The organism is Mesorhizobium sp. W067, from assembly GCF_054719525.1.
On sequence record NZ_JBTTII010000001.1, the window covers coordinates 5,447,629 to 5,469,779 of the forward strand.

Consider the following 22,151-nt stretch of genomic DNA (forward strand, 5'->3'; position numbering starts at 1 on the left):
TCAGAGGAGCGTATGTTGCAGAAAAGCATGCATGAAGCCAGCGTGTGGTGGCAGAACCAGCTCATGAATTGACTTTCCACGGTTTCGGTCCATTCTTTTGCACTGGACTGAAAAGGGTGTTTGGAATGGCCAAGAAAAAGTATGAAGCGCCCGTGCTGCGCAAGGCAGGAAAGTTGTCCAGCGTGGTGGCCGGGCCGTCGCTGCCGATACCGCGATAAGACTTCTACGGCTTCGGTTTGGATGAAGCCGGAGCGGTCGGCCGCAAGGCAAGCCGCGCTGCAGGCGGGCAATCTGTCGGCGTGACTGCGGGTAACGGTCCGTCCGGTCCCGCAGGCTAAGGCAAGTTCATAAGCCGCCTGTTCGGGATATGGGCAAGGCCCCTCCGTTACAGTCCCCAGCGCAGCGCGGCTGTGTGCACCGGCGCGTCCCACATTGACGTTGCCTCGTCATCCAGCATGGTCAGCGTGATCGAGCAGCCGGCCATGTCGAGCGATGTCACGTAGGACCCGACCAGCGAGCGGGTCACCGTCACGCCCTGTTTTTCGAAGATGTTTCGGGCGCTGTTGTACATCAGATAGAGCTCCATCAGCGGCGTGCCGCCAAAGCCGTTGATGAACAACAGTGCCGGGCCTTTCGCCCTGTCGCCGAGATCGCCCAGGATCGCGGCGCAAATCTCTTCGGCGATCGCATCGGCGCTTTTCAACGTGTCGCGACGCCGGCCGGGCTCGCCATGAATGCCGACGCCGAATTCCATCTCGCCATCACCAATCTCGAAGGTCGGCCTGCCGGCCGCCGGCACCGTGCAACTGGTCAGCGCCACGCCCATCGAACGCGTCGCGCTGTTGATGCGACCGCCGAGCGCCTTGAGATCCGCCAGCGCCATGCCTTGCTCGGCGGCGGCGCCGACGATCTTCTCCACCACCAGCGTGCCGGCGACGCCGCGCCGGCCGGTCGTAAAGGACGAATTCTCGACGGCGACGTCATCATTGATCACCACCTGCAGGACGCCGTCGGCCATTTCGCCGGCCATGTCGAAATTCATCACGTCGCCTTCATAGTTCTTGACGATGAACAGGCAGCCGGCGCCGGTATCGACGGCGGCGGCCGCCGCCAGTATCTGGTCCGGCGTTGGCGAGGTGAAGACCTGGCCGGGGCAGGCGGCGTCCAGCATGCCGTGACCGACAAAGCCGGCATGCAACGGCTCGTGGCCGGAACCGCCGCCCGAGATCAGCGCCACCTTCCCCGGCTTCATCACCTTGCGGCGAATGAATTTGTGCTCCTCGCCCAGCACCAGGATGTCGGCATGAGCTGCAACGAAGCCGTTGAGGCTTTCGGTCAGCACCGTGTCGACGGAATTCATAAACTTCTTCATGTGTCCTCCCGACACAACACGATCAGCCGCCACTCCTGCCGGTGATGCTGGTGATCTTCTGGATGAATTCGTTGATCGCCTTGTCGAGCGCTGCATTCTGCTTGTCGTCGCCGAAATCGGGCACGATCAGCGAGACATGCCGGGTCTTGCGCATGCCTGCCGCAACCGACATCTTGCCGGGATGCGCCAGATGATAGGCAGCCAGAAACTGATCGCGCTCGGCCGGACTGAAATGGCAGACCGAAAAAATAGCCGGCAGATGTTTTGACGGGATCGGGGTCGAATAGGCCGCGCTGGAAATCTGGGTGACGAAGCTGCGGTGCTTGCCAAGCGCGTCGGCAAGGCGTTGTCGCATACCCGACGGTCGCTGGTCGATGACCTGCGACAGGATCGTCTTGTAGGCGCGGATCGCCTCTTCCGAGCCGGCTTCTGGTGTCTTGTCGGCCATCTCAGTCATCCTAGACCGATGCATCCGAGATGGCCGCCTTGGCCATGGCGAGTTGGGCGGGAGCCACCGAGAGATCCCGCAGGCCGGCCTCGAGCAGTGCCGGGATCGATGCCGGATCGCCGCCGGCATCGCCGCACAGGCTGACTGGGATTTTCGCGCGCAGGCCAAAAGCGGCAACCGAGCCGATCAGCCGCAACACGGCGGGATGGCGGACAGAATTAAGAAGCGCCACGGCTGCGTTATCGCGGGCAGCCGCCATTACATATTGGGTCAGATCGTTCGAACCGATCGAGAAGAAGGCGACATCGGCGAACGCCTCCGGCGCGATCGCCACCGAAGGCACCTCGACCATGATGCCGAGCGGCGGCATTTTTTGCGCGATGCCGCGCGCGGCAAGCCCGGCCTGCTCCTCCACGAACAGAGCGGCGGCGCGTTGGTATTCCTCCGCGACGGCGATCATCGGAAACATCACCTTCAGATTGCCGTGCACCGCCGCGCGCAGCAGCGCCCGGATCTGTACGCGAAACACCTCCGGCCTTGCCAGCGACAGCCTGATGCCACGCAGCCCGAGGAACGGGTTGCTCTCCTCGACGGTGAAGCCCGGCACCGGCTTGTCGCCGCCGGCGTCGACGGTACGGATGGTCACCGGCTTGTCGCCTGCCCATTCCAGCACCTTGCGATAGGCCTGGTATTGCGTCTCCTCGTCCGGCGGCGCCTTGCCGAACAGGAATTCGGTGCGCATCAGCCCGACCCCGTCGCAGGTCGAAATGTCGATGCCGTCGACCTCGGACGGATCGGCGATGTTGACCTGCACGCGCACTGTCGTCCCGGCCCGGGTTACCGCCGGTTTCGCGAGATAGACTCCGGCCTTGTCTCGATGTGCCACAAACGAGGACGAGGACCGGTGGAACGCTTCGATCTCGGTCGTGGTCGGCGAAAGCACGACACCGCCATGCTCCGCATCGAGCAGAGCCAGACCGACGGGGTTAGCCGGCGAAGCGCCAAGCCCCACCACCATCGGCACGCCGCGCGAGCGCGCCAGCATGGCGACGTGGCTGGCGGCGCTGCCGGCCCTCAGCGCGATGCCGCCGCCGGTGCTCCAGTCGGTCTCGAGAAAGCGCGTCGGCGCGATGTCCTCGCCATAGAGAATGGCGCCCGCTGGTGGAGCGCTCTCCTGCTCCTCGGTAAGGGCGCGCAGCACGCGGTCGCGGATATCGCTGATATCGGCGGCGCGAGCCCGGAAATAGTCCTGGTCTGACGTTTCGTAGCCGGAGATCTCGGCGTCCAGCGCCTGTCGCCAGGCCATGTCAGCCGGCATGCCGGACGCGATCGCGGCAAAAGCCGGGCCGGTCAGTGCCTCGTCCCCAAGCATGGCGAGCTGGAATTCGAGAATGCCGGCGGCCTCGTCATCGGCGGTTTCGATCAGGGTCGCGAGCCGGTCCGTCGCGCTGGCGATAGCTGCTTCCAATGCGGCCTTCTCGTCCGCGGCGCTCGCCTTGCCCGTGTAGTGCGCGGTGCCGTTGTCGAGGTTGAACAACGGCCCCTCGGCATAGCCGGCCGAGGCCGAAATGCCTTGCAGCCTAAGCGGTTCGGGCATGGCCCGCATCCTCGTCGAAACCGCGTCGCACCAGCTCGGCCAGCGCTCTCACGGCATCATCGGCGCCGTCGCCTGTGGCCCGGATGTGCAGCATGGTGCCTTTCGGCGCCCTGGCCGCCATCACCTTGACGATGCTCTTGGCGTCGAACCATGGGCCGTTGGCGGCAAGCGCAATCTCCACCTCGGCGGCAAAGCTCTTGGCAAGCTTGGTGAACTTCACCGAAGGGCGCGCGTGCAGACCTACCTCGTGGGTGATCAGGACGGTGGCCTCGGCAAATGCGGACATCAGGTCAAAATTCCCGTTCGCTCACGACGGCGACAATTCATGCGCCGTCGCCACCACTTCCTTCAGCGAGGCCCCGCCGGACGCCTCCGTCGCAGCCATCACCGCGCCTTCGACGATCGGCGCGTTGCAGACGACGATCTTCTGCGCCCGCGGCTCGCCGATCATTTCCACCGCCATTTCCGAATTGGTCTCGGCGCCGCCGAGATCGACCAGTATGGCGACGCCCGCCTCCGACCACGCCTTGTCGATGGCGCCCATGATCGCTTCGACGCTGGTGCCGAGCCCGCCATGGCCGTTTCCGCCGCACCATGCAAGCGGCACTTCGTCGCCCACCATCTGCCGCACCATGTCGGCCGTGCCTTCGGCAACCAGCGGCGAATGCGAGACGATGACGATGCCGACATTGCTCATGCTTGGCCCTCGACGGTTTCGGCGACGGTCCGCACCAGCAGCGCCACAGAGCGTCCGCCGGCATCCATATGACCGATTGAGCGGTCGCCGAGGAATGAGGCGCGACCGCGTGTTGCCTTCATCGGCACGGTCGCTTCGGCAGCCGCGTCGGCAATATCAGCGATTTCCGAGCCTGTCTTTCCATTCGCGAGCGCGTCATGCACCGGATACAGCACATCCAGCATCGTCTTCTGGCCGACCTGCGATTTGCCTCTGGCGGCCACCGCCTCGATTGCCTTGCCGAAAGCAGCCGTCAGCTTGGGGCGATCCGGCTCTCCTGAAATCTCCTTGCCCAGCGCCAGGAACAATGTGCCGAACAGCGGCCCGGACGCGCCGCCGACCGTCATCACCAGCTTGGTGCCGATCGCCTTCAGCGCCTCGGGCAGCGGCTTTGCAGCGAACGCCCCGGCATCGGCGCGCACAGCCTCGAAGCCGCGCTTCATGTTCAGCCCATGGTCACCGTCGCCGATCGCCTGGTCGAGCGCGGTCAACTCTTCCGAGTGAGCGGCGATCGTGTCCGCGGCGGCGGTGATCAGCCTGGCAAGGTCGAACGCTGCCATGTCCAGATTCCCGGTTTCGATCCTGCCGGCAGTATCGCAAGAGTTTTCATTCGACAATCGAAGCATGCCGTCAGGCCGCTGCATGCAGCGCGGCGGCGGCCGCGAACACTTCGGCCACGGCATGGGCGCCAGGGTCGACTACGCCTTGCAATTTGGCGCCAACATAGGCGGAGCGTCCGGCCTTCGCCTTCTCCATGGCAGCGGTCGCCTCGGCGCCGTGCCGTGCCGCTGTAGCCGCGGCATCCAGCCCCTTGGCATCGAGCGCCTTCAGCGCCGGCTCCAAGGCATCGACCATGGTGCGGTCGCCGACCCTGGCGCCGCCATAGAAGGTCATCCGGTCAAGCCCGGCAAGCAGCGCCTTGGACAGGGTTGCTCCGCCGTTCGAAGCCTGAGCCGCCGCCGTGAAGAAGATCGACAGCAAGACGCCTGAGGAGCCGCCCATTGCGACGCCCAGACTATCGCCTATAGCCGCAAGCGTGGCGGCAGGGTCGGCCAGCGGCAGCGCATCGAGCCGTTCCAGCACGCTGCGCGCGCCGGTCGCAACCGTCGAACCGGTATCGCCATCGCCCGCCTTGGCGTCGAGCCCGTTCAGTGTCTCTTCGAGCGCGATCAGCCGTTCGCAGACCGTGACGATCAAACGCCTGGTGCCGGAATCCTGGCTGGCCCTTTGGGCTGCGCTGTTTCCAGCCGCTTTCGCCATAGGCACGATAGCCGGCGCGACGACAGTTTTGGCGGGCATCCAGGCATGTGGGCCGACAGGCGCCAGCAAGGCTGCCTCGCGCGCCGCATCGAGCTTGATCAGCGACAGCGAAAAACCGTTCATGTTGAGCGCCGTCATCAGCGGTCCGGGGCCGATCGCAAGCTTCACGGTCTTGGCCAGCGGCGAGGCCAGCACGGCATTGGCGACCAGCGACATTTCGAGCGGCGGCACCGAGCCGAGATTGTTGATGAGCAACGCGTGGCTGGCGTTCGGGTCGAGCCGCGCGGCCAGCCGCTCCGCCATGATCGCCACAAGTCTGTCGGCGCTCTGCACGGCGATGCGCTCGACGCCCGGCTCGCCATGGATGCCGAGGCCGAGTTCGCCGTCATTTTCGCCGAACCGCTCTTCATGTGGCTGGCCGGGGATCGAGCAGGACGACAGCGACATGCCGAGCGAGATGATGTCCTTCGCCGCCGCGCGAGCCGCTGTCGCGATCGCTGTCAGACCGCTTCCCGTCTCCGACAAATGGCCTGATATCTTGTGCACGAACAAGGTGCCGGCGACGCCGCGCGGCTGGTTGATATCGGGCAAGGCAATGTCGTCGGCGACGATCGCCATCTCGACGCGAAACCCCTCGGCGCGCGCCTTCTCGGCCGCGAGGCCGAAATTGAGGCGGTCGCCGGTGTAGTTCTTGACGATCAGCAGGCAGCCAGCCGGGCCGGTCACCGCGCGAATGGCCGCCAGGACCGCCTCGACGCTGGGCGAGGCAAAGATCTCGCCCGAGACCGCCGCCGTCAGCATGCCCTTGCCGACAAACCCGGCATGGGACGGTTCGTGCCCGGCACCGCCGCCGGAGACGACGGCAACCTTTGCCTTGTCCCAGTCGGCGCGCAGCACGACCTTGATCTCGGGATAGCCGTCGAGGCGGGCGAGATCGCCGGAACCGATAGTCCGCAACAGCCCGTCCAGCGCCTCGGTGACGATCGTTTCCCTGCGGTTGAAAAAGTGCTTCATCGAATTCGTCCTGTATTCGTCAATCAGAAGCCGGTGCCGTGCCCTTGGCGAGATACCGAAAACCTCACATCAGTCTTTGTCCGTCGGCGCCGAAATAAAGTGGCGAGCGGTAGCGGATCACCACTTTGTCGCCCTCGGCCAGATCCGTATCGGGGTCGGTGAGCGTCACCAGTTTCTTCGGGCCGACCGTAACATGCAGATGGTTCTGGTCCCCGAGATGTTCGACCCAGTCGACGACGCCGTCGGCATGGCCGCTTGCGGTCTTCTCGATCGACAGATGCTCGGTGCGCGCGCCGATGGTCTTGGTTCCGGTCGGCGCCCCACCATCAGGCAGCAGCCCGGCCGGCAGCAGGTTGATCGCCGGCTGGCCGAGGCGGGCCGCGACATGAAGGTTGGCCGGCTCCGAATAGATTGTGCGCGGCGTGCCGATCTGCACCAGCACGCCGTCATTGAGGATGCCGATGCGATCGGCCATGGTCATCGCCTCGATCTGGTCGTGCGTGACATAGAGCATCGTGGCGCCGAGTTCGGCCTGGATGCGCTTGAGTTCGAGCCTGAGATCGGCGCGCAATTTGGCATCCAGCGACGACAGCGGTTCGTCCATCAGATAGATCGACGGTTTGCGCACCAACGCTCGGCCGATGGCGACGCGCTGCATCTCGCCGCCCGACAGCTTGGTCGAGCGGTTGGCGAGCTTGTGGTGGATGCGCACCATCTTTGCCACCTCTTCGACGCGGCGGCGAATCTGGTCCTCCGGTACTTTCCGCGCCGGCGAGCGCAGCGGGAAGGCGAGGTTGTCGTAGACCGACAGATGCGGATAGAGCGAATATTGCTGGAAGACGAAAGCGGTGTCGCGCTCGGCCGGCGACAGCGTCGTCGCATCGTGGCCGCCAATATCGATCCTGCCGCCATCCGGCCGCTCCAGTCCGGCGATCAATCTCAGCGCCGTCGTCTTGCCAGCGCCGGTCGGGCCGAGCAGCACGACGAATTCGCCATCGGCGATGTTAAGGTCGAGGCCATCGACGGCGACATGGTCGCCGAAGCTTTTTGTCACGCCCTTGATGTGCACGTCAGCCATGCTGCGCTCTCCCTTGAGAGGCGGTATCGTGAACAGCGGTGCGCACCGCCCGACCCGAGCCCTTGTCGAACAGCGACAACCGCGCGCTGTTCAGCGTCAGGCCGACATGGTCGCCGGCAGCAAGCCGGATTTCGGCCGGTACCCGCGCCTTGATGATCCCGCCCGCCGTTTCCACGGCCACGATCTGCGTCGTGCCGAGATATTCGGTGCCATAGATGGCGCCGCGTAGTTTCGAGGCGTCGTCGAAGCGAATGTGCTCGGGGCGGATGCCGAGCGCCATGTCGGCCGGCGCGATATCCTCGCGCACTTCCGGCACCGCCACCTTGGCGCCTTGCACTACGATCTCCTTCGCCCCCTTCGCCAATCCGCCGCCAAAGCCGAGAAAGTTCATTGGCGGCGAGCCAATGAAATCGGCGACGAACATGGTTGCCGGGCGGTCGTAGATTTCGCGCGGGCTGCCGAACTGTTCGATGACGCCATGGTTCATGACGGCGATCTTGTCGGCCATCGACATCGCTTCCATCTGGTCGTGCGTGACATAGACGGTGGTGGCGTGGATGCGGTTGTGCAGCTCGCGCAGCTCATGCACCATCAGATCGCGGAATTCGGTGTCGAGCGTGCCGAGCGGCTCGTCCATCAGGAAGCATTTTGGCCGTCGCACGATGGCGCGACCGAGCGCCACGCGCTGGCGGTCGCCGCCGGCAAGGCCCGAGACCGATTTGTTGAGCAGATGGTCGATGCGCAGCAGCTTCGCCGTTTCCTCGACACGGCTTCGAATCTCGGCCGAGGGCATGCCTTGCGCGAGAAGCGGGAAGCCAATGTTCTTGCGCACATTCATATGCGGATAGAGCGCGAACAGCTGGAACACGAAGGCGATGTCCCGCTCCCGCGCCCGGCGCATGGTGACATCCTCGCCGCCGAGCAGGATCTGGCCGCCCGTAGGCAGTTCCAGCCCGGCGATCATGCGCAGCGTCGTGGTCTTGCCGCAGCCCGACGGGCCAAGCATGACGAAGAACTCGCCATCCTCGACGATGAAGCTGGAATCCTGCACGGCGACGAAATCGCCGAAGGCCTTTCTCAAATGTTGGACGCGGATTTCGGCCATGATTATTCCGGGAATTTCGAGACGATGATGAACATCACTGTGCCGGCGAGCATGGTGATGAACGAGTAGGTGTAGAGCGCGAGCGCGAAAGGCTGGAACAGCATCAGGAAGCCGACGGCGATGAGCGCCGTCGCAATGTTTTCCATGAGGCCGCGCCGGGCCCAGCGAGGCCAGGATGACTTTTTGGAGATGGCTGGGCGCGTCATGCGTAGCTGCCTTCCTTCTGCCCGGCAACGGGGCGAGACGGTTGCCAGGTGGTTCCCCCACTCCGTCGCTGCTTCGCAGCGCCACTTCTCCCCCCTCCGGAGGGAGAGGAAGGCAGCCTGCCTGAATGAAGTTCGCGTCCTTCCTCTACCCCGTCGATCGGGGGAGAGGTGTCGAGCGAAGCTCGAGGGAGTGGGGGTCGACCTGGCACATCAATCATTTGCGCACCGCCCCAAAAGTGATGCCGCGCAGCAATTGTTTGCGAAGCAGGACGGTGAAAACCAGGATCGGCACCAGGAAGATCGTCGTGCCGGCCGCAACCGCCGGCCAGTCCTGGCCGCCTTCGCCGATGATGGTCGGGATGAAGGGCGGCGCGGTCTGCGCGGTGCCGGACGTCAAGAGTGCGGCGAAGGCATATTCGTTCCAGGCGAAGATCAGGCAGAAGATGGCGGTCGCGGCGATGCCGGTGGTGGCTTGCGGCAGCACGGTGCGCCAGAAGGCCTGCAGCCTGGTGTAGCCGTCGATCATCGCCGCTTCCTCATACTCGCGCGGGATCTCGTCGATGAAGCCTTTCAGCAGCCACACCGCCAGCGACACGTTTACCGCCGTGTAGAGCAGGATCATGCCCAGCGCGGTGTCGGACAGGCCGAGCTCGCGGTACATCAGGTAGATGGGAATCGCGACCGCGATCGGCGGCATGAAGCGCGTTGACAGGATGAAGAACAGAAGGTCATCGGCCAGCGGCACCTTGAAGCGCGAGAAACCATAGGCAGACAGCGTGCCGAGGAATACGGCGCAGAAGGTGGAACCGAAGGCGATGATCAGTGAGTTGACGAAGCGCGGCAGGAAGTTGGACGGGCCGGCAATCACCATGTTGCGCTTGCGCGAGGTCTCGTCGCAGAAACCGGTCGCGGGTCCGAGCGAGTTGATGTAGTCGGGCGTTTGCCTGGTGCGCGTCGTGAACAGGTTGCAATAGCCCTCGATGCTCGGCTGGAACAGAATCTTGGGCGGATAGGCGATCGAATCCGGCGGCGTCTTGAAGCTGGTGGCGAAGATCCACAGCAACGGCACGATCGAGATCAGCGCGTAGAGCACGATGATCGTGCCGGCGATCCGCTTCGAATTGGCCGAGGGGGCGACGACGGAGTGGGCGGTGGTCAGGCTCATCTCTGCTTCACCTTGTTCAGCGCCTTGACGTAGATGTTGGCCAGCCCAAACACCGCGACGAACAGGATGATGGCGAAGGCCGAGGAATATCCGGTGCGCCAGCTCTCGAAGGCCTGCCGCTTCAGCGTGATCGAGGCGACCTCGGTGGTCGAGCCCGGCCCGCCACCGGTCAGCAGGTTGACCATGTCGAACATCTTGAAGTTCTCGATGCCTCGAAACAGCACCGCCAGCATGATGAAGGGCAGCGCCATGGGCAGCGTGATCGACCAGAACTGCCGCCAGTTGGACGCGCGGTCGACCTCGGCGGCTTCATAGATGTATTCGGGGATGGAGCGCAGGCCGGCGAGACAGATCAGCATGACATAGGGCGTCCACATCCAGGTGTCGACGATGATGATCGACCACGGCGCCAGCGACACGTTGGACAGCATCTGGATGTCGGTCGGTGGTATCCGGGTGACGAACGAGATGGCGTAGGCGAACAGGCCGATCTGCGGCTCGTAGAGGAAACGCCAGAAATTGCCGACCACCGCCGGCGACAGCATCATCGGCACCAGGATGATGGTCGTCCAGAAGGGGTGGCCGCGAAACTTCCTGTCGATCAGCCACGCCAGCGTGAAACCGATCAGCGTCTGCAGCAGGATCGTCCAGAACACGAAATGCGCCGTCGTCTGCATGGCGATCCAGATGTCCTGGTCGCCGAGGATGCGCTGGTAGTTGGCGAAGCCGAGGTTTTTCACCACCTCGTTCGGGCGGTTCGCGCGGAAGTTGGTGAAGGACAGGTAGATCGCCCAGAACAGCGGGAAGATGTTGATGGCCAAGAGCAACAGGATCGTCGGCGAGATGAACAGCCAGGCGAGGCCCTTGTCGCTGATCCCCCGGACCTTGCGGGCCAACGGCTCCGGGGTCGCCCGGGCAACGTTCTCCGCAGTCCGATTGAGCATGGTGAGTCCTGCTTCGGTCACGTCAAGTCTCGACACTGGAATTTATCTGAACTGCGTCCCGTGCCAAGGGCAGCACGGGACCAAGAGCATGATGCCGAAAAGTGTGAAGCGGTTTTCGGACGACATCATGCTCTCTCTCTTTTTAGCCCTGAGGCGGATGATTTCTGATCGATTCGGCCTGAAAATCATCCGCCTCTGGGGTCAGGCTCGGGAGGAGCCGTTGGTCCGGTTACATCTTGCCGTCGTCCTGGAACACTTGCGTCCAGTCCTTGACCAGGCCGTCAAGCGCGTCCTTGGCCGAACCCTGGCCGGCAACGACATAGTCGTGGAAGCGCTTCTGCGACGCCTGCAGCAGCGGTGCGTAGCTCGGCTCGGCCCAGAAGTCCTTCACGATCGCCATCGAGTCGAGGAAGGTCTGTGCATAGGGCTGGCTGGACGGGAAGGCCGGGTCCTTGACCACCGCGTTCAGGCAGGAATAGCCGCCGAGCGACCACCATTTGGCCTGCACATCCTTGTTGGCGAACCACTTGATGTATTTCAGCGCCGATTCCTGCTTGTCTGAATAGGACACGACCGAAATGCCCTGGCCGCCAAGCTGCGCAAACTGGGCGCCGCCGGGACCCTTCGGATTGACGAAGTAGCCGATCTTGTCACCGCCGACATTCTCGTCCTTCTGCAGGCCGGGCCAGGTGAAGGCGAAGTTCATGTGCATGGCCACCTGACCGGATTTGAAGGCGTCGACGCCTTCGCCCATGTAGCTGTTCGACGCGCCGGGCGGGGTGCAGCAATCATAGAGCGACTTGTAGAATTCCAGCCCCTTCACCGATTTCTCGGAGTTGACGAAGCCTTCCATCTCGTAGGGCTTCTTCGGGTTTTCATACTGGAAGCCGAAGCTGTAGAGCACGTCCATGGCGCCCATGGTGATGCCCTCCGAGCCGCGCTCGGTGTAGATAGAGGCGCCATAGACGGTCTTGCCGTCGATCTCGCGCTTCTGGAAGAACTCGGCGACCTGCTTCAGCTGGTCGAAGGTGGTCGGTGGGCCGAGGTCCCAACCATACTTTTCCTTGAATTCCTTCTGCAGTTCCGGCTTGGAGAACCAGTCCTTGCGGTAGGTCCAGCCGACGACGTCGCCCATGGCCGGCAGCGCCCAGTAGTTCGGCGTGTTCTTCGGCCATTCGGAATAGCCGACGACGGTTGCCGGCACGAAGTCGTCCATGCTGATCTTCTCCTTGTCGAAGAAGTCGTTCAGCTTGACGTAGTGGCCGTTCTCGGCCGAGCCGCCGATCCACTGGCTGTCGCCGATGATCAGGTCGCAAAGTTTGCCGTGCGAGTTGAGCTCGTTGAGGAAGCGGTCGGCATAGTTGGTCCACGGCACGAATTCGAATTTCATGCCGATGCCGGTTTCCTTGGTAAAATCCTTGGACAGTTCGACCAGCGCGTTTGCCGGATCCCAGGCGGCCCAGCAAAGCGTCAGGTCTTCAGCGTGCGCCGCGTTCGAGACGGCTGTCGACGCGGTAATCGCCGAGGCCAGCCCCAACGCCAGTTTCAAGCTCGATTTCATGCCTTCCTCCCATTTGCGAAACGCGCCCGGATGGCCGTTTCAAGAACCCCTCAACCCTCGCTCCTCCGAGGGGCTAAACACGGCACGCTATGCCGCCAGGGCGGCGCGGTGCGCCGCAGATGTTTAGTAATTTGTTTAGTGATGCAATTTTTACTAAACAAGGCAAGCGAATTCGTCGCTGCGCCGCAACATGGCGAAACGGCGATTGAAATCGTTGGGAAATGATTGCCGGACGGCTCGCCCGGAAGTTGCTTAGCCGGGGTCGCCTATAATTTTCGTCTGCGGCGTCACCCGCCGAACAGGGGGCGCGGGCGGCAGCAGCGCGCGGATGTCGGCGAAGGGAAATGTCGGCTCGAATCGGAAGGCCTCGGCCAGGGAGCCGGGAACGCTGTTGCATTGCCCGGCGCGAAACTCATTCTGGACGCGCGCTCTGTCGACATATTGCTCCGGCCACTGCGACTGGTGCGCTCGGATCGCCTGCGTCTTGATATCGCCGTAGGCGGAAATGTCGACGTAATGCGTCGGCACAAAACCGGTGCCGCCCATCGTGTCGGCATGCAGCACGGGGACGCCGAACGAGGCCGCGATGCGCACGCCGTCCGACAAAGCACGATGGTCGGCGTGATAGTCGTTGGGGGCATGCGTGATCACCAGATCCGCCGCGGTCTCGCGTATCAGCGCTTTCAGCGAAGCGATCAGTGCCGCATCGGCCACCAGTTCGCCGTCGGGAAAGTCGAGAAAGCGAAGGGTTGCGCCGAGCAACGCCGCAGCGGCCGACGCCTCGTCGCGGCGGACACGAGCCAAAACGCTCGGGTCGCCCATGCCGCCCCTGGCGCCATCCGTGGCCACGGCAAAAGTCAGTTCTGCGCCTTGCGTGGCATAGGCAGCCAGCGTACCGAACATGAATATCTCGATGTCGTCGGGATGCGCGCCGAGCGCCAATACCTTCACTGCACTCTCCCCGGAAATGGAAAAACGTGACGAACGGAATCCTGCTCGCCCTCATCGCCTATGCAAGCTATTCGTGCAGCGATGCCGTTATCAAGAGCCTTGGCGGACAGTTCACCGTCTTCGAGATCGGCTTCTTCACCACGCTGTTTGCCGGCTGCTTCCTGTTTTTCAGCCGCCCAGTCGATGAGCGCTGGCGCGACTTCTGGCGCACCGGGCGGCCATGGGCGGTGCAGGCCCGCGCCTGGGCCGGCATCGCCTCGGGCGTGCTCAGCGTCTACGCCTTCACCACCATTCCGCTGGCCGAGACCTATGCACTGATCTTCCTGGCGCCGCTTTGCGTTACCATTCTCTCGACCGTCATCCTGAAAGAAAAGGTCGGTCCATGGCGCTGGCTGGCGGTGGTTGCCGGCTTTGCAGGTGTCATGCTGGTGGTGCGGCCAGGTTTTCGCGAGTTGCATCTCGGACACCTTGCCGCCTTCACGGTGGCCTTCCTCGCCGCGGCCAGCGTCATCCTGATGCGGTCGCTCGCCCAGCAGGAAAAGCGCACCACCATGCTCGGCGTGCTCATCGGTTACGGGCTGCTGTTCAACGGGGCCGGCACCATCGCTACATCGTTCACCCTCCCCAACGCCATGCAGCTGCTGTGGCTGGTGCTGGGCGGCGCCTTTACCGCCGGCGGCCAATTGCTGCAGCTGCTGGCCGCCAAATACGCGCCGGCCAACCGCATGGCGCCGACGCATTATTCGCAGATCGTCTGGGCGGTCATCCTCGGCGCGCTGTTCTTCCAGGAGTATCCGGACTGGATATCGCTGGTCGGCCTTGCCGTCGTCGGCGCGTCCGGCCTGCTCACCATGGTGCGCGAGGAGGTGCGGCTGGGCACGGTGCGCTGGAACCCGTTTTCACGCACAAGGCTTTGATCCGGTTGCATGGCCATGGTGACCGCTGATATGCGGACGCAATGACGACGAGATCCTTGCCCGAGCTTCCGGTCTCGGCTGTGCTGCCGGCATTGAGCGAGGCGCTCGCCTCCGGCAACAGCGCCGTCCTGGTGGCGCCGCCTGGCGCCGGCAAGACGACGCTGGTGCCGCTGGCGCTGCTCGATGCGCTGTGGCTGGGCGCCGGCAAGATCGTCCTGCTCGAACCGCGCCGGCTCGCCGCCCGCGCCGCCGCCCGCCGCATGGCCGAATTGCTTGATGAAGAGCCCGGCGCCACTGTCGGCTATGCCATGCGCATGGAAAACCGCACATCGGCCCGGACAAAAATCCTGGTCGTCACCGAAGGCGTCCTGGCGCGCATGATCCTAGACGATCCCGAGCTGCCCGGCGTCTCCGCGGTGATTTTCGACGAATTCCACGAGCGCTCGCTCGACGGCGATTTCGGCCTGGCGCTGGCGCTCGACGTGCAGGGCGCGCTGCGGCCGGATTTGCGGCTGCTGGTGATGTCGGCAACGCTCGATGGCGCGCGCGTCGCGAAACTCCTGTCCGGCGCCCCGGTGATCGAAAGCCAAGGCCGTGCGTTCCCCGTAGATGTCAGATACGACGAGCGGCCAGCCGGCGTTCCCATCGAAGACGCCATGGCCAAGGCGATCCGCTCCGCTCTTGCCGGCGAGAGCGGCAGCGTGCTCGCCTTCCTGCCGGGACAGCGCGAGATCGAGCGCACCGCCGAGCGGCTGCAGGGCCGGCTCGGCGCCGACACCGACATCGTGCCGCTCTACGGCCAGCTCGACAACAGGGCGCAGGATGCCGCCATCAAACCGGCGCCGCCCGGCCGCCGCAAGGTGGTGCTGGCGACGTCGATCGCCGAGACCTCGATCACCATCGACGGTGTGCGCGTCGTCATCGATTCCGGCCTGTCGCGGCTGCCGCGCTACGAACCGGCGAGCGGCCTGACCCGGCTGGAGACGGTGCGCGTTTCCAGGGCGTCCGCCGACCAGCGCGCCGGCCGCGCCGGGCGTACACAGCCAGGCGTCGCCATCCGCCTTTGGCGGGCCGAGCAGACGGCGGCCCTTCCCGCCTTCACCCCACCCGAGATTCTCGAAGCCGACCTGTCCGGCCTGCTGCTCGATTGCGCCGCCTTCGGCGTCGCCGATCCCGCAAGCCTGTCCTTCCTCGATCCGCCGCCCATTCCCGCGCTCAACGAGGCGCGGGCCCTGCTCCTGGCGCTGCACGTCATCGATGCGGCTGGCCGGCTGACGGAGGCGGGCGGCGCGATGCGCAAGCTGGCCCTGCCCGTGCGGCTCGCACACATGGTCGCTGAAGCCGCTGGCGGCGGCCACGCGCTCGAGGCTGCGATGCTAGCCGTCCTGCTCACCGAGCGTGGTCTCGGCGGCGACGGCGCCGACCTCGAACGGCGCTTGATGCGCTTCCGCACCGAAAAGTCACCGCGCGCCGTTGCGGCAAGGCAGCTTGCCGGGCGATTGGCGAAGGAGGCGGGCGGCGCCAAGAGCAGCGAAACCGCTTCTGCCGGTCTTCTCCTCATCCACGCCTGGCCGGACCGTGTCGCAAAAGCGCGCGGTGAGCGCGGCCGTTTTGTGCTGGCCAATGGCTCCGGTGCAATGGTCGACGCCGCCGATCCGCTGGCCGGCGAGACCTGGCTGGTCGTCGCCGATCTGCAAGGCAAGGCGCAAAACGCTCGTATAACCGCCGCGGCCGCGGTCCACGAGACCGACATCCGTGCCGCTCTCGCCGACAGGATCGAGACGCGCCGCGAGACAAGCTTCGACCGCGAGCGGCGCGCGGTGCGCGTGCGCGAGACCGCCAGGCTCGGCGCCATCACTTTGTCGGAGCGCATGCTGCCCGCACCAAACGGAACAGACGCCGACCGCGCCATCCTGGATGCCTTGTGCGAGCACGGCCTGTCGCTGCTGGAATGGGGCAAGGACGGCGAGACGCTGCGCCAACGGCTTGGCTGGCTGCATCGCGGCCTCGGCGCGCCCTGGCCCGATGTTTCGGAAGCCGCCCTGCTCGAACGCCTCGACGACTGGCTGCTGCCGTTCCTGTCGGGCAAGGCATCCTTCGCCGCCATCGATCCCGGCGTGCTGTCGTCAGGCCTGATGGCGCTGGTGCCGCACGAATTGCAGCGCAAGATCGGCACACTGGCGCCGACCCATTTCGACGCGCCCTCCGGCAGCCATGTGCCGATCCGCTATGACGGCGAATGGCCGGTGCTGGCCATCCGCGTGCAGGAACTGTTCGGCCTTGACCGCCATCCGGCAATCGCCAACGGCACCGTGCCGCTGACGCTCGAGCTGTTGTCGCCGGCGCACCGGCCGATCCAGACGACGCGCGACCTGCCCGGCTTCTGGCGCGGCTCCTGGGCCGATGTGCGCACCGACATGCGCGGCCGCTATCCCCGCCATGTCTGGCCGGAAAATCCGCTGCTCGCTGCGGCCACCGCCCGCGCCAAACCGCGAGGGACCTAGCGCTCGTCCTTTCCCGGCTATAATCCTTGGCCATGATCAACATTGTGCACGCGCCAGACTTCCAGCAAAGCCAGCGGCTGCGCCTCAACACGCTGATCCGGCTGCGCTGGCTGGCCATCGTCGGCCAGAGCCTGGCGGTGCTGGTCGTCGCCTATGGGCTCAAATTCCCGCTGCCGGTCAGCCTCTGCTTCGCGCTGGTCGCCTGCTCGGCCTGGCTCAACCTGGTGCTGACCTTCCGCTATCCGGCAGCGCACCGGCTGACCCCGTTCTCAGCCTTTTTCATCCTAACCTTCGACAGCCTGCAGCTTGCCGGCCTGCTCTTTTTGACTGGCGGCCTCACCAACCCGTTCTCGGTGCTGATGACCGTGCCCGTCGTCATCTCGGCGGCGTCGCTGCCGCTGCGGCTAACTGCGGTGCTCGGCGCGCTGGTCATGGCGGCGGCCACGTTGCTGGTCTTCTTCCACCAGCCGCTGCCATGGTATGAGGGCGCGCCGCTGCCCATGCCATTCATCTATGTCGCCGGCATATGGATGGCGGTGTTTTCCTCGATCGCCTTCACCGCCATCTATGCCTTCCGCGTCGCCGAGGAAGCCCGCCTGCTCGCCAATGCGCTTGCCGCCACCGAACTGGTGTTGCAACGCGAACAGCATCTGTCGGCGCTCGATGGCCTCGCCGCCGCCGCCGCGCACGAGCTCGGCACGCCGCTCGCCACCATCGCCCTTGTCTCCAAGGAAATGGAGAAGGCGCTGGGCAACGATCCGAAATATGGTGAGGATGTGAAGCTGTTGCGGTCGCAGAGCGAGCGCTGCCGCGAGATCCTGAAGCGGCTGACCAGCCTGTCCTCCGAGGGCGAGGCGCATCTGTCCCGTCTGCCGCTGACCTCGCTGGTCGAGGAGGTGACGGCGCCGCACCGCGATTTCGGCATCTCGATCAAGCTTCGGCCGGGCGAGCGCGTCGGCCCCGAACCGGTGGGACGACGCAACCCCGGCGTCATCTACGGCCTCGGCAATCTCGTCGAGAACGCCGTCGACTTCGCCCGCAACAGTGTGACGGTGCGATGGAGTTGGGACGAACTCGACGTCACCTTCTCGATCATCGATGACGGGCCGGGCTTTCCCCCCGAAATCATCGACCGCATCGGCGAGCCCTATATGTCGACGCGCCAGGGCAACGAAGCCGGCGGTGGCCTGGGCCTCGGGCTGTTCATCGCCAAGACCTTGCTCGAACGCTCCGGCGCCACGCTCGATTTCCGCAATTCGAGCGGACTGGGCGAGGGCGCCATCGTGCAGATATCGTGGCCCCGCACCGTCTTCCTTAACCCGGAATCGGTGGGGATCTCGATGTTCGACACCGCGTAAAAGCCTTGGCGGAGGCGGCAAAATTGGACAATGGCGTTCAGGAACTATATCTGCGTAAAATTAAGGCAGCAGGATTTTTTAAGATAATGACTGGCGAAGAAGCAATTGGCGCAATGGTCGAAGGCGAGGACACCTCGCTGCTCATCGTTGACGACGACAAGCCGTTCCTGACGCGGCTGGCCCGCGCCATGGAAACCAGGGGTTTCGTGGTCGAGACGGCCGAGAGCGTCGAGGAGGCAGTGGCCAAGGCGCGCGCCCACCCGCCGGCCTATGCGGTGGTCGACATGCGGCTTGGCGACGGCAACGGCCTCGACGTCGTCGCCGCCATCCGCGAGAAGCGCGACGATGCCCGCACCGTCATCCTCACCGGCTACGGCAACATCGCCACCGCGGTGACCGCGGTGAAGCTCGGCGCCATCGACTATCTGTCGAAGCCGGCTGACGCCGACGACGTGTTTGCAGCGCTCACCCGCACCGCCGGCGAGCGCGCCGCCCCCCCGGAAAATCCGATGTCGGCCGACCGCGTGCGCTGGGAACACATCCAGCGCGTCTACGAAATGTGCGACCGCAACGTGTCGGAAACCGCGCGCCGGCTCAACATGCATCGCCGCACGCTGCAGCGCATACTCGCCAAGCGCGCACCACGCTGAGGTTCACGCGCCGGCGGCGCCGGCCGCCAATTGCCGAACCTTAGCGCTGCCCCTCACCTGCCTGCCGGCATCCTCTCCCCGTATAGAGACGGGGGAGAGGGGCGCTCTCATCGCCGGTTTCGCCAATCGCCGGCGTTGCAGGAGACGACGGCTAGGCTGAAGCTGCCTCTTTCTCCCCGTCGCTATGCGGGGAGTTGAGGAATGGTCCGCGAAGCGGACGAAAAGCCAACTGCTTGGCTTTTCGAATAACGAACGTCCGGCAGGACAATGAGGGGCGGCGCCAACGCTGGAAACAGTTGCGCTTGCCGTGCCATCGACCTTTGCCCATCATCGGCAATAACGCCGCCGGAAAACCCGGCAACGGAGCACAGATGCGCGACAAGCAGCCGAAATCCATCCTTCGCGAATTCCTCGATGGCGAGGCGGCGGGCGGCATCATCCTGATGGTTGCGGCAGCCCTTGCGCTGATCGTCGCCAATTCACCATTGGCCGAAACCTATTTCGCCGCTCTCCACGCCTATCTCGGCCCGCTCAGCGTGTCGCACTGGATCAATGATGGGCTGATGGCGGTGTTCTTCCTGCTGGTCGGCCTCGAGATCAAGCGCGAGATGCTCGACGGTCAGCTCTCGACCTGGCCGCGCCGCGTGCTGCCGGGCGTCGCCGCCGCCGGCGGCATGCTGGTTCCCGCGCTGGTCTATGTCGCCATCAACCGCAACAACGCCGCCGCGCTCTCCGGCTGGGCGATCCCGACCGCCACCGATATCGCCTTTGCGCTCGGCGTACTGTCGCTGCTCGGCAACCGCGTGCCGGCGTCGCTCAAGATATTTCTCACCGCGCTCGCCATCATCGACGATCTCGGCGCCGTCATCATCATCGCCATCTTCTACACAAGCGGCCTGTCGCTGGCCTATCTCGGTGCGGCCTTCGCCGTCATCGCGGTGCTCATCGTGCTCAACCGCATGCGGGTGACGAGGCTGACGCCTTACCTCGTGCTCGGCGCCGTGCTGTGGGTGCTCGTGCTGAAATCGGGTGTGCATGCGACGCTGGCCGGCGTGGCGCTGGCGCTCACCATTCCGCTGAAAACTTCTCCCGGCAGCGGGCACGATCTCGACCATTCGCCGCTGCACCGGTTGGAGCACGGCCTGCACAAGATCGTGCCGTTCTTCGTCATCCCGATTTTCGGCTTTGCCAATGCCGGCGTGTCGCTGGCCGGCCTCAGCGCCTCTGCCCTGGTCGAGCCGCTGACGCTCGGCGTTGCCGCCGGCCTGGTGCTGGGCAAGCTGGCCGGCGTCTTCGGCTCCTCGGCGCTGGCGATCCGGCTCGGCTTCGCCGACCTGCCGGTCAATGCCGGCTGGCTGCACATGATCGGCATTTCGCTGCTCTGCGGCATCGGCTTCACCATGAGCCTGTTCATCGGCCTGCTCGCCTTCGCCAACGACATGGCGCTGCAGGACGCCGTCAAGGTCGGCATCCTGGCGGGGTCCTTCGTTGCAGCGCTGCTGGGTGCCGCCGTGCTCCTGATGGCGCCGGCGGCAGGGGTGGAGGAGGTGGTGGAGTAGGTGTTCTTGGGTTCCTCGCCCCCGCAAAGCGGGGCGAGGAACTTGAGCTTCGTCTACTCGCTCTCTCCCGCCAGCGCCGGCACCGCCACACCCGCCAGTTCCGCCGCCAGCAGCCGCGCCGCACCCGCCCGTGCGATGCGCAGCATCAGCGCCTTGCGCGTTGCCGCCGCCATCCGGTGCTCGGGCGCATCGCGCAGAATCTCGGCGCCGTAGCCGTCGGAGAGGATGAAGCCGCATTCCTCGGGGAAGATATCCGATGGCACGCCCGGATGGGTGGCGAAGAAGAAGCGGTCGGAGTGCAGCCGGTAGTCAGGCCATTTGCGGTCGACGCGGAAATCCTCGATCGAGGATTTGACCTCGATGATCCAGATATCGCCCTGCCGGGTCAGCGCCACAAGGTCGGCGCGCCGCCCGGTGGCCAGCGACAGTTCGGGCAGCACATGCATGCCCATTTGCATCAACAGCCTCTGCACGCCGCGCCGCACCAGCATGGCGCGTTCGGACTGGCGGCCGTCGATGAGAGGATTGAGGGGAATCGGTGAAATGATCGGCATGGCAGCCACCATGCCAGATTTTGTTCACGGTTTGAACCCTGTGTGACCAGGCGATTATCCGGTTGACAAACCCAAAGTGAAATAGGATTATATGCCTGACAGGCCGGCGCAGGGGACAATTCAAGCCCTGCTATCAATCTTTAATATATAACTCAAAAAAGGATACAATTATTCCAATAATTACGGCGATATGAAGCGCTATATAGACGTATAGCAGAGGTTTTCTATCGGTCTTTTTCCACCTATTTGTTCTGATATCTAAAAGACTGAAATATATAAATATCATGACTGGCGTTGCAGCAAAAAGAAACATCGGAAGTGGCACGGAGCGCCTCGAAGAATCTATGGAACGCTAAACATACCGTGCGCAATTTCCGAAAGCTACCCAGCCGTAGGGGAATAGAGCCACCTGTGCTAAATGTTGCCGCCTTGGGCAACGGGGGCACCGCGATGGTTGATTCTGGTGAGCAACAGTTGACGATGTTCGATGCGATGAAGTTGTTGAACTTCACCGACGAGCGCTTGCTTGTTGACTCTTTGGCCGTGGCGGAACGGTTCGGCAAATTACACAAAAATGTCCTTCGCGATGTCGAAGGCATTGAATGCTCAGAGGAATTTTATCGGCTCAACTTTGAGCCGATTGAATACGAGGATAATCGTGGCCGCCTTCAGCCTATGTTCCGCATGACGCGGGATGGGTTCTCGTTGCTAGTTATGGGCTTTACCGGCCCTAGGGCAATGCGCTGGAAAGAGCGCTATATCCAAGCGTTCAATATGATGGAGGCGGAGCTTCTCCACGTAGCATCGAACGCGCTGAAACTCGGGGCCGAAGCAAAACTATCCGAATTGCCGCAACCGATTCCTACAAGGAGCATGGTGCGACGGAGTGGTTCCACTATTCGAATAACACCGATGCGATTTACAAAATCATGTTCGGCGGGACGGCAGCCCAACTGCGGACGAAATGGAAGCTCCCGGGTAAGTGCAATGTCCGCGACCATCTATCCACCGACCAGCTAAACATGGTCATCCAGGTTGAAGGTGCGGTTACCCTTCAACTTGAAGCGAGGAAAATCTCAAACCCCGACGACCAAGTCGCAGTCGTCAAACACGTCGCAACTGGCTATAAGGCGCTGATCGATGCGCCGATTCAAACCACACGGCGCATTGGG

Annotated in this window: 21 protein-coding genes; 6 read left to right on the forward strand and 15 right to left on the reverse strand. The window is 64.0% G+C overall.

The features are described from left to right. Nucleotides 1–385: 385 nt before the first annotated feature. From dhaK to ACYG97_RS26640, 14 genes are all read right to left on the reverse strand, one after another. Entirely contained in the window at nucleotides 386–1,372 is a 987-nt protein-coding gene (gene dhaK, locus ACYG97_RS26575) for a dihydroxyacetone kinase subunit DhaK (RefSeq protein ID WP_023668785.1), read from the reverse strand. Between the two features lie 22 nt (nucleotides 1,373–1,394). Beyond that, a complete protein-coding gene (locus ACYG97_RS26580; protein ID WP_023668784.1) occupies nucleotides 1,395–1,820 on the reverse strand; it encodes a hypothetical protein in 426 nt (141 codons plus the stop codon). Between the two features lie 10 nt (nucleotides 1,821–1,830). Continuing rightward, entirely contained in the window at nucleotides 1,831–3,417 is a 1,587-nt protein-coding gene (gene ptsP / locus ACYG97_RS26585; protein WP_023732534.1) for a phosphoenolpyruvate--protein phosphotransferase, read from the reverse strand. Continuing rightward, complete coding sequence (locus tag ACYG97_RS26590; RefSeq protein ID WP_023684207.1) at nucleotides 3,401–3,703, reverse strand: HPr family phosphocarrier protein; 303 nt, start codon at nucleotides 3,701–3,703, stop codon at nucleotides 3,401–3,403. The genes ptsP and ACYG97_RS26590 overlap by 17 nt, the downstream gene beginning before the upstream one ends. Before the next feature lie 21 nt (nucleotides 3,704–3,724). Further along, nucleotides 3,725–4,114 (reverse strand): dihydroxyacetone kinase phosphoryl donor subunit DhaM, encoded by a 390-nt coding sequence (gene dhaM, locus ACYG97_RS26595; protein WP_023690004.1) that lies wholly within the window; start codon nucleotides 4,112–4,114, stop codon nucleotides 3,725–3,727. Continuing rightward, the gene (gene dhaL / locus ACYG97_RS26600) at nucleotides 4,111–4,713 is read right to left on the reverse strand and encodes a dihydroxyacetone kinase subunit DhaL (protein WP_023732533.1); all 603 of its coding nucleotides are present in this window, start codon (nucleotides 4,711–4,713) and stop codon (nucleotides 4,111–4,113) included. Before dhaL ends, dhaM begins: the two co-directional genes overlap by 4 nt. Before the next feature lie 70 nt (nucleotides 4,714–4,783). After that, on the reverse strand, nucleotides 4,784–6,427 hold the full coding sequence (locus ACYG97_RS26605; protein ID WP_023732532.1) for a dihydroxyacetone kinase subunit DhaK: 1,644 nt from the start codon (nucleotides 6,425–6,427) through the stop codon (nucleotides 4,784–4,786). A 64-nt stretch (nucleotides 6,428–6,491) separates the two neighbouring features. Continuing rightward, nucleotides 6,492–7,505: an ABC transporter ATP-binding protein gene (locus ACYG97_RS26610; protein WP_023732531.1), complete on the reverse strand. Its 1,014-nt coding sequence runs from the start codon at nucleotides 7,503–7,505 to the stop codon at nucleotides 6,492–6,494. Then, a complete protein-coding gene (locus ACYG97_RS26615; protein ID WP_023732530.1) occupies nucleotides 7,498–8,610 on the reverse strand; it encodes an ABC transporter ATP-binding protein in 1,113 nt (370 codons plus the stop codon). Before ACYG97_RS26615 ends, ACYG97_RS26610 begins: the two co-directional genes overlap by 8 nt. A 2-nt stretch (nucleotides 8,611–8,612) precedes the next feature. Next, nucleotides 8,613–8,816 (reverse strand): hypothetical protein, encoded by a 204-nt coding sequence (locus ACYG97_RS26620; protein ID WP_023694181.1) that lies wholly within the window; start codon nucleotides 8,814–8,816, stop codon nucleotides 8,613–8,615. Nucleotides 8,817–9,030: 214 nt separating this feature from the next. Then, entirely contained in the window at nucleotides 9,031–9,981 is a 951-nt protein-coding gene (locus ACYG97_RS26625; protein WP_023696983.1) for a carbohydrate ABC transporter permease, read from the reverse strand. Beyond that, nucleotides 9,978–10,925 (reverse strand): carbohydrate ABC transporter permease, encoded by a 948-nt coding sequence (locus ACYG97_RS26630; RefSeq protein ID WP_033003843.1) that lies wholly within the window; start codon nucleotides 10,923–10,925, stop codon nucleotides 9,978–9,980. The genes ACYG97_RS26625 and ACYG97_RS26630 overlap by 4 nt, the downstream gene beginning before the upstream one ends. A 229-nt stretch (nucleotides 10,926–11,154) precedes the next feature. Next, on the reverse strand, nucleotides 11,155–12,486 hold the full coding sequence (locus ACYG97_RS26635; RefSeq protein WP_352913243.1) for an ABC transporter substrate-binding protein: 1,332 nt from the start codon (nucleotides 12,484–12,486) through the stop codon (nucleotides 11,155–11,157). Nucleotides 12,487–12,738: 252 nt separating this feature from the next. Continuing rightward, nucleotides 12,739–13,437 (reverse strand): PIG-L deacetylase family protein, encoded by a 699-nt coding sequence (locus ACYG97_RS26640; protein ID WP_023732527.1) that lies wholly within the window; start codon nucleotides 13,435–13,437, stop codon nucleotides 12,739–12,741. 26 nt (nucleotides 13,438–13,463) lie between these two features. Between ACYG97_RS26640 and ACYG97_RS26645 the strand changes: the two genes are divergently transcribed. From ACYG97_RS26645 to nhaA, 5 genes are all read left to right on the forward strand, one after another. Continuing rightward, entirely contained in the window at nucleotides 13,464–14,354 is an 891-nt protein-coding gene (locus ACYG97_RS26645; RefSeq protein WP_023732526.1) for a DMT family transporter, read from the forward strand. Between the two features lie 41 nt (nucleotides 14,355–14,395). Beyond that, nucleotides 14,396–16,858, forward strand: a complete 2,463-nt coding sequence (gene hrpB, locus ACYG97_RS26650; protein ID WP_023732525.1) for an ATP-dependent helicase HrpB — start codon at nucleotides 14,396–14,398, stop codon at nucleotides 16,856–16,858. A gap of 32 nt (nucleotides 16,859–16,890) precedes the next feature. Next, on the forward strand, nucleotides 16,891–18,216 hold the full coding sequence (locus tag ACYG97_RS26655; protein WP_023729620.1) for an ActS/PrrB/RegB family redox-sensitive histidine kinase: 1,326 nt from the start codon (nucleotides 16,891–16,893) through the stop codon (nucleotides 18,214–18,216). 86 nt (nucleotides 18,217–18,302) lie between these two features. Then, nucleotides 18,303–18,866, forward strand: coding sequence for an ActR/PrrA/RegA family redox response regulator transcription factor (locus ACYG97_RS26660; protein WP_023672848.1), 564 nt, complete (start codon nucleotides 18,303–18,305; stop codon nucleotides 18,864–18,866). 371 nt (nucleotides 18,867–19,237) lie between these two features. Beyond that, entirely contained in the window at nucleotides 19,238–20,425 is a 1,188-nt protein-coding gene (nhaA, locus tag ACYG97_RS26665) for a Na+/H+ antiporter NhaA (protein ID WP_023732524.1), read from the forward strand. Nucleotides 20,426–20,478: 53 nt separating this feature from the next. On the opposite strand, the gene ACYG97_RS26670 is transcribed toward nhaA, so the two are convergent. Beyond that, entirely contained in the window at nucleotides 20,479–20,979 is a 501-nt protein-coding gene (locus ACYG97_RS26670; protein ID WP_023732523.1) for an MmcB family DNA repair protein, read from the reverse strand. 450 nt (nucleotides 20,980–21,429) lie between these two features. Between ACYG97_RS26670 and ACYG97_RS26675 the strand changes: the two genes are divergently transcribed. Continuing rightward, nucleotides 21,430–21,999: a Rha family transcriptional regulator gene (locus tag ACYG97_RS26675; RefSeq protein ID WP_023732522.1), complete on the forward strand. Its 570-nt coding sequence runs from the start codon at nucleotides 21,430–21,432 to the stop codon at nucleotides 21,997–21,999. The last annotated feature ends 152 nt before the right edge of the window (nucleotides 22,000–22,151 follow it).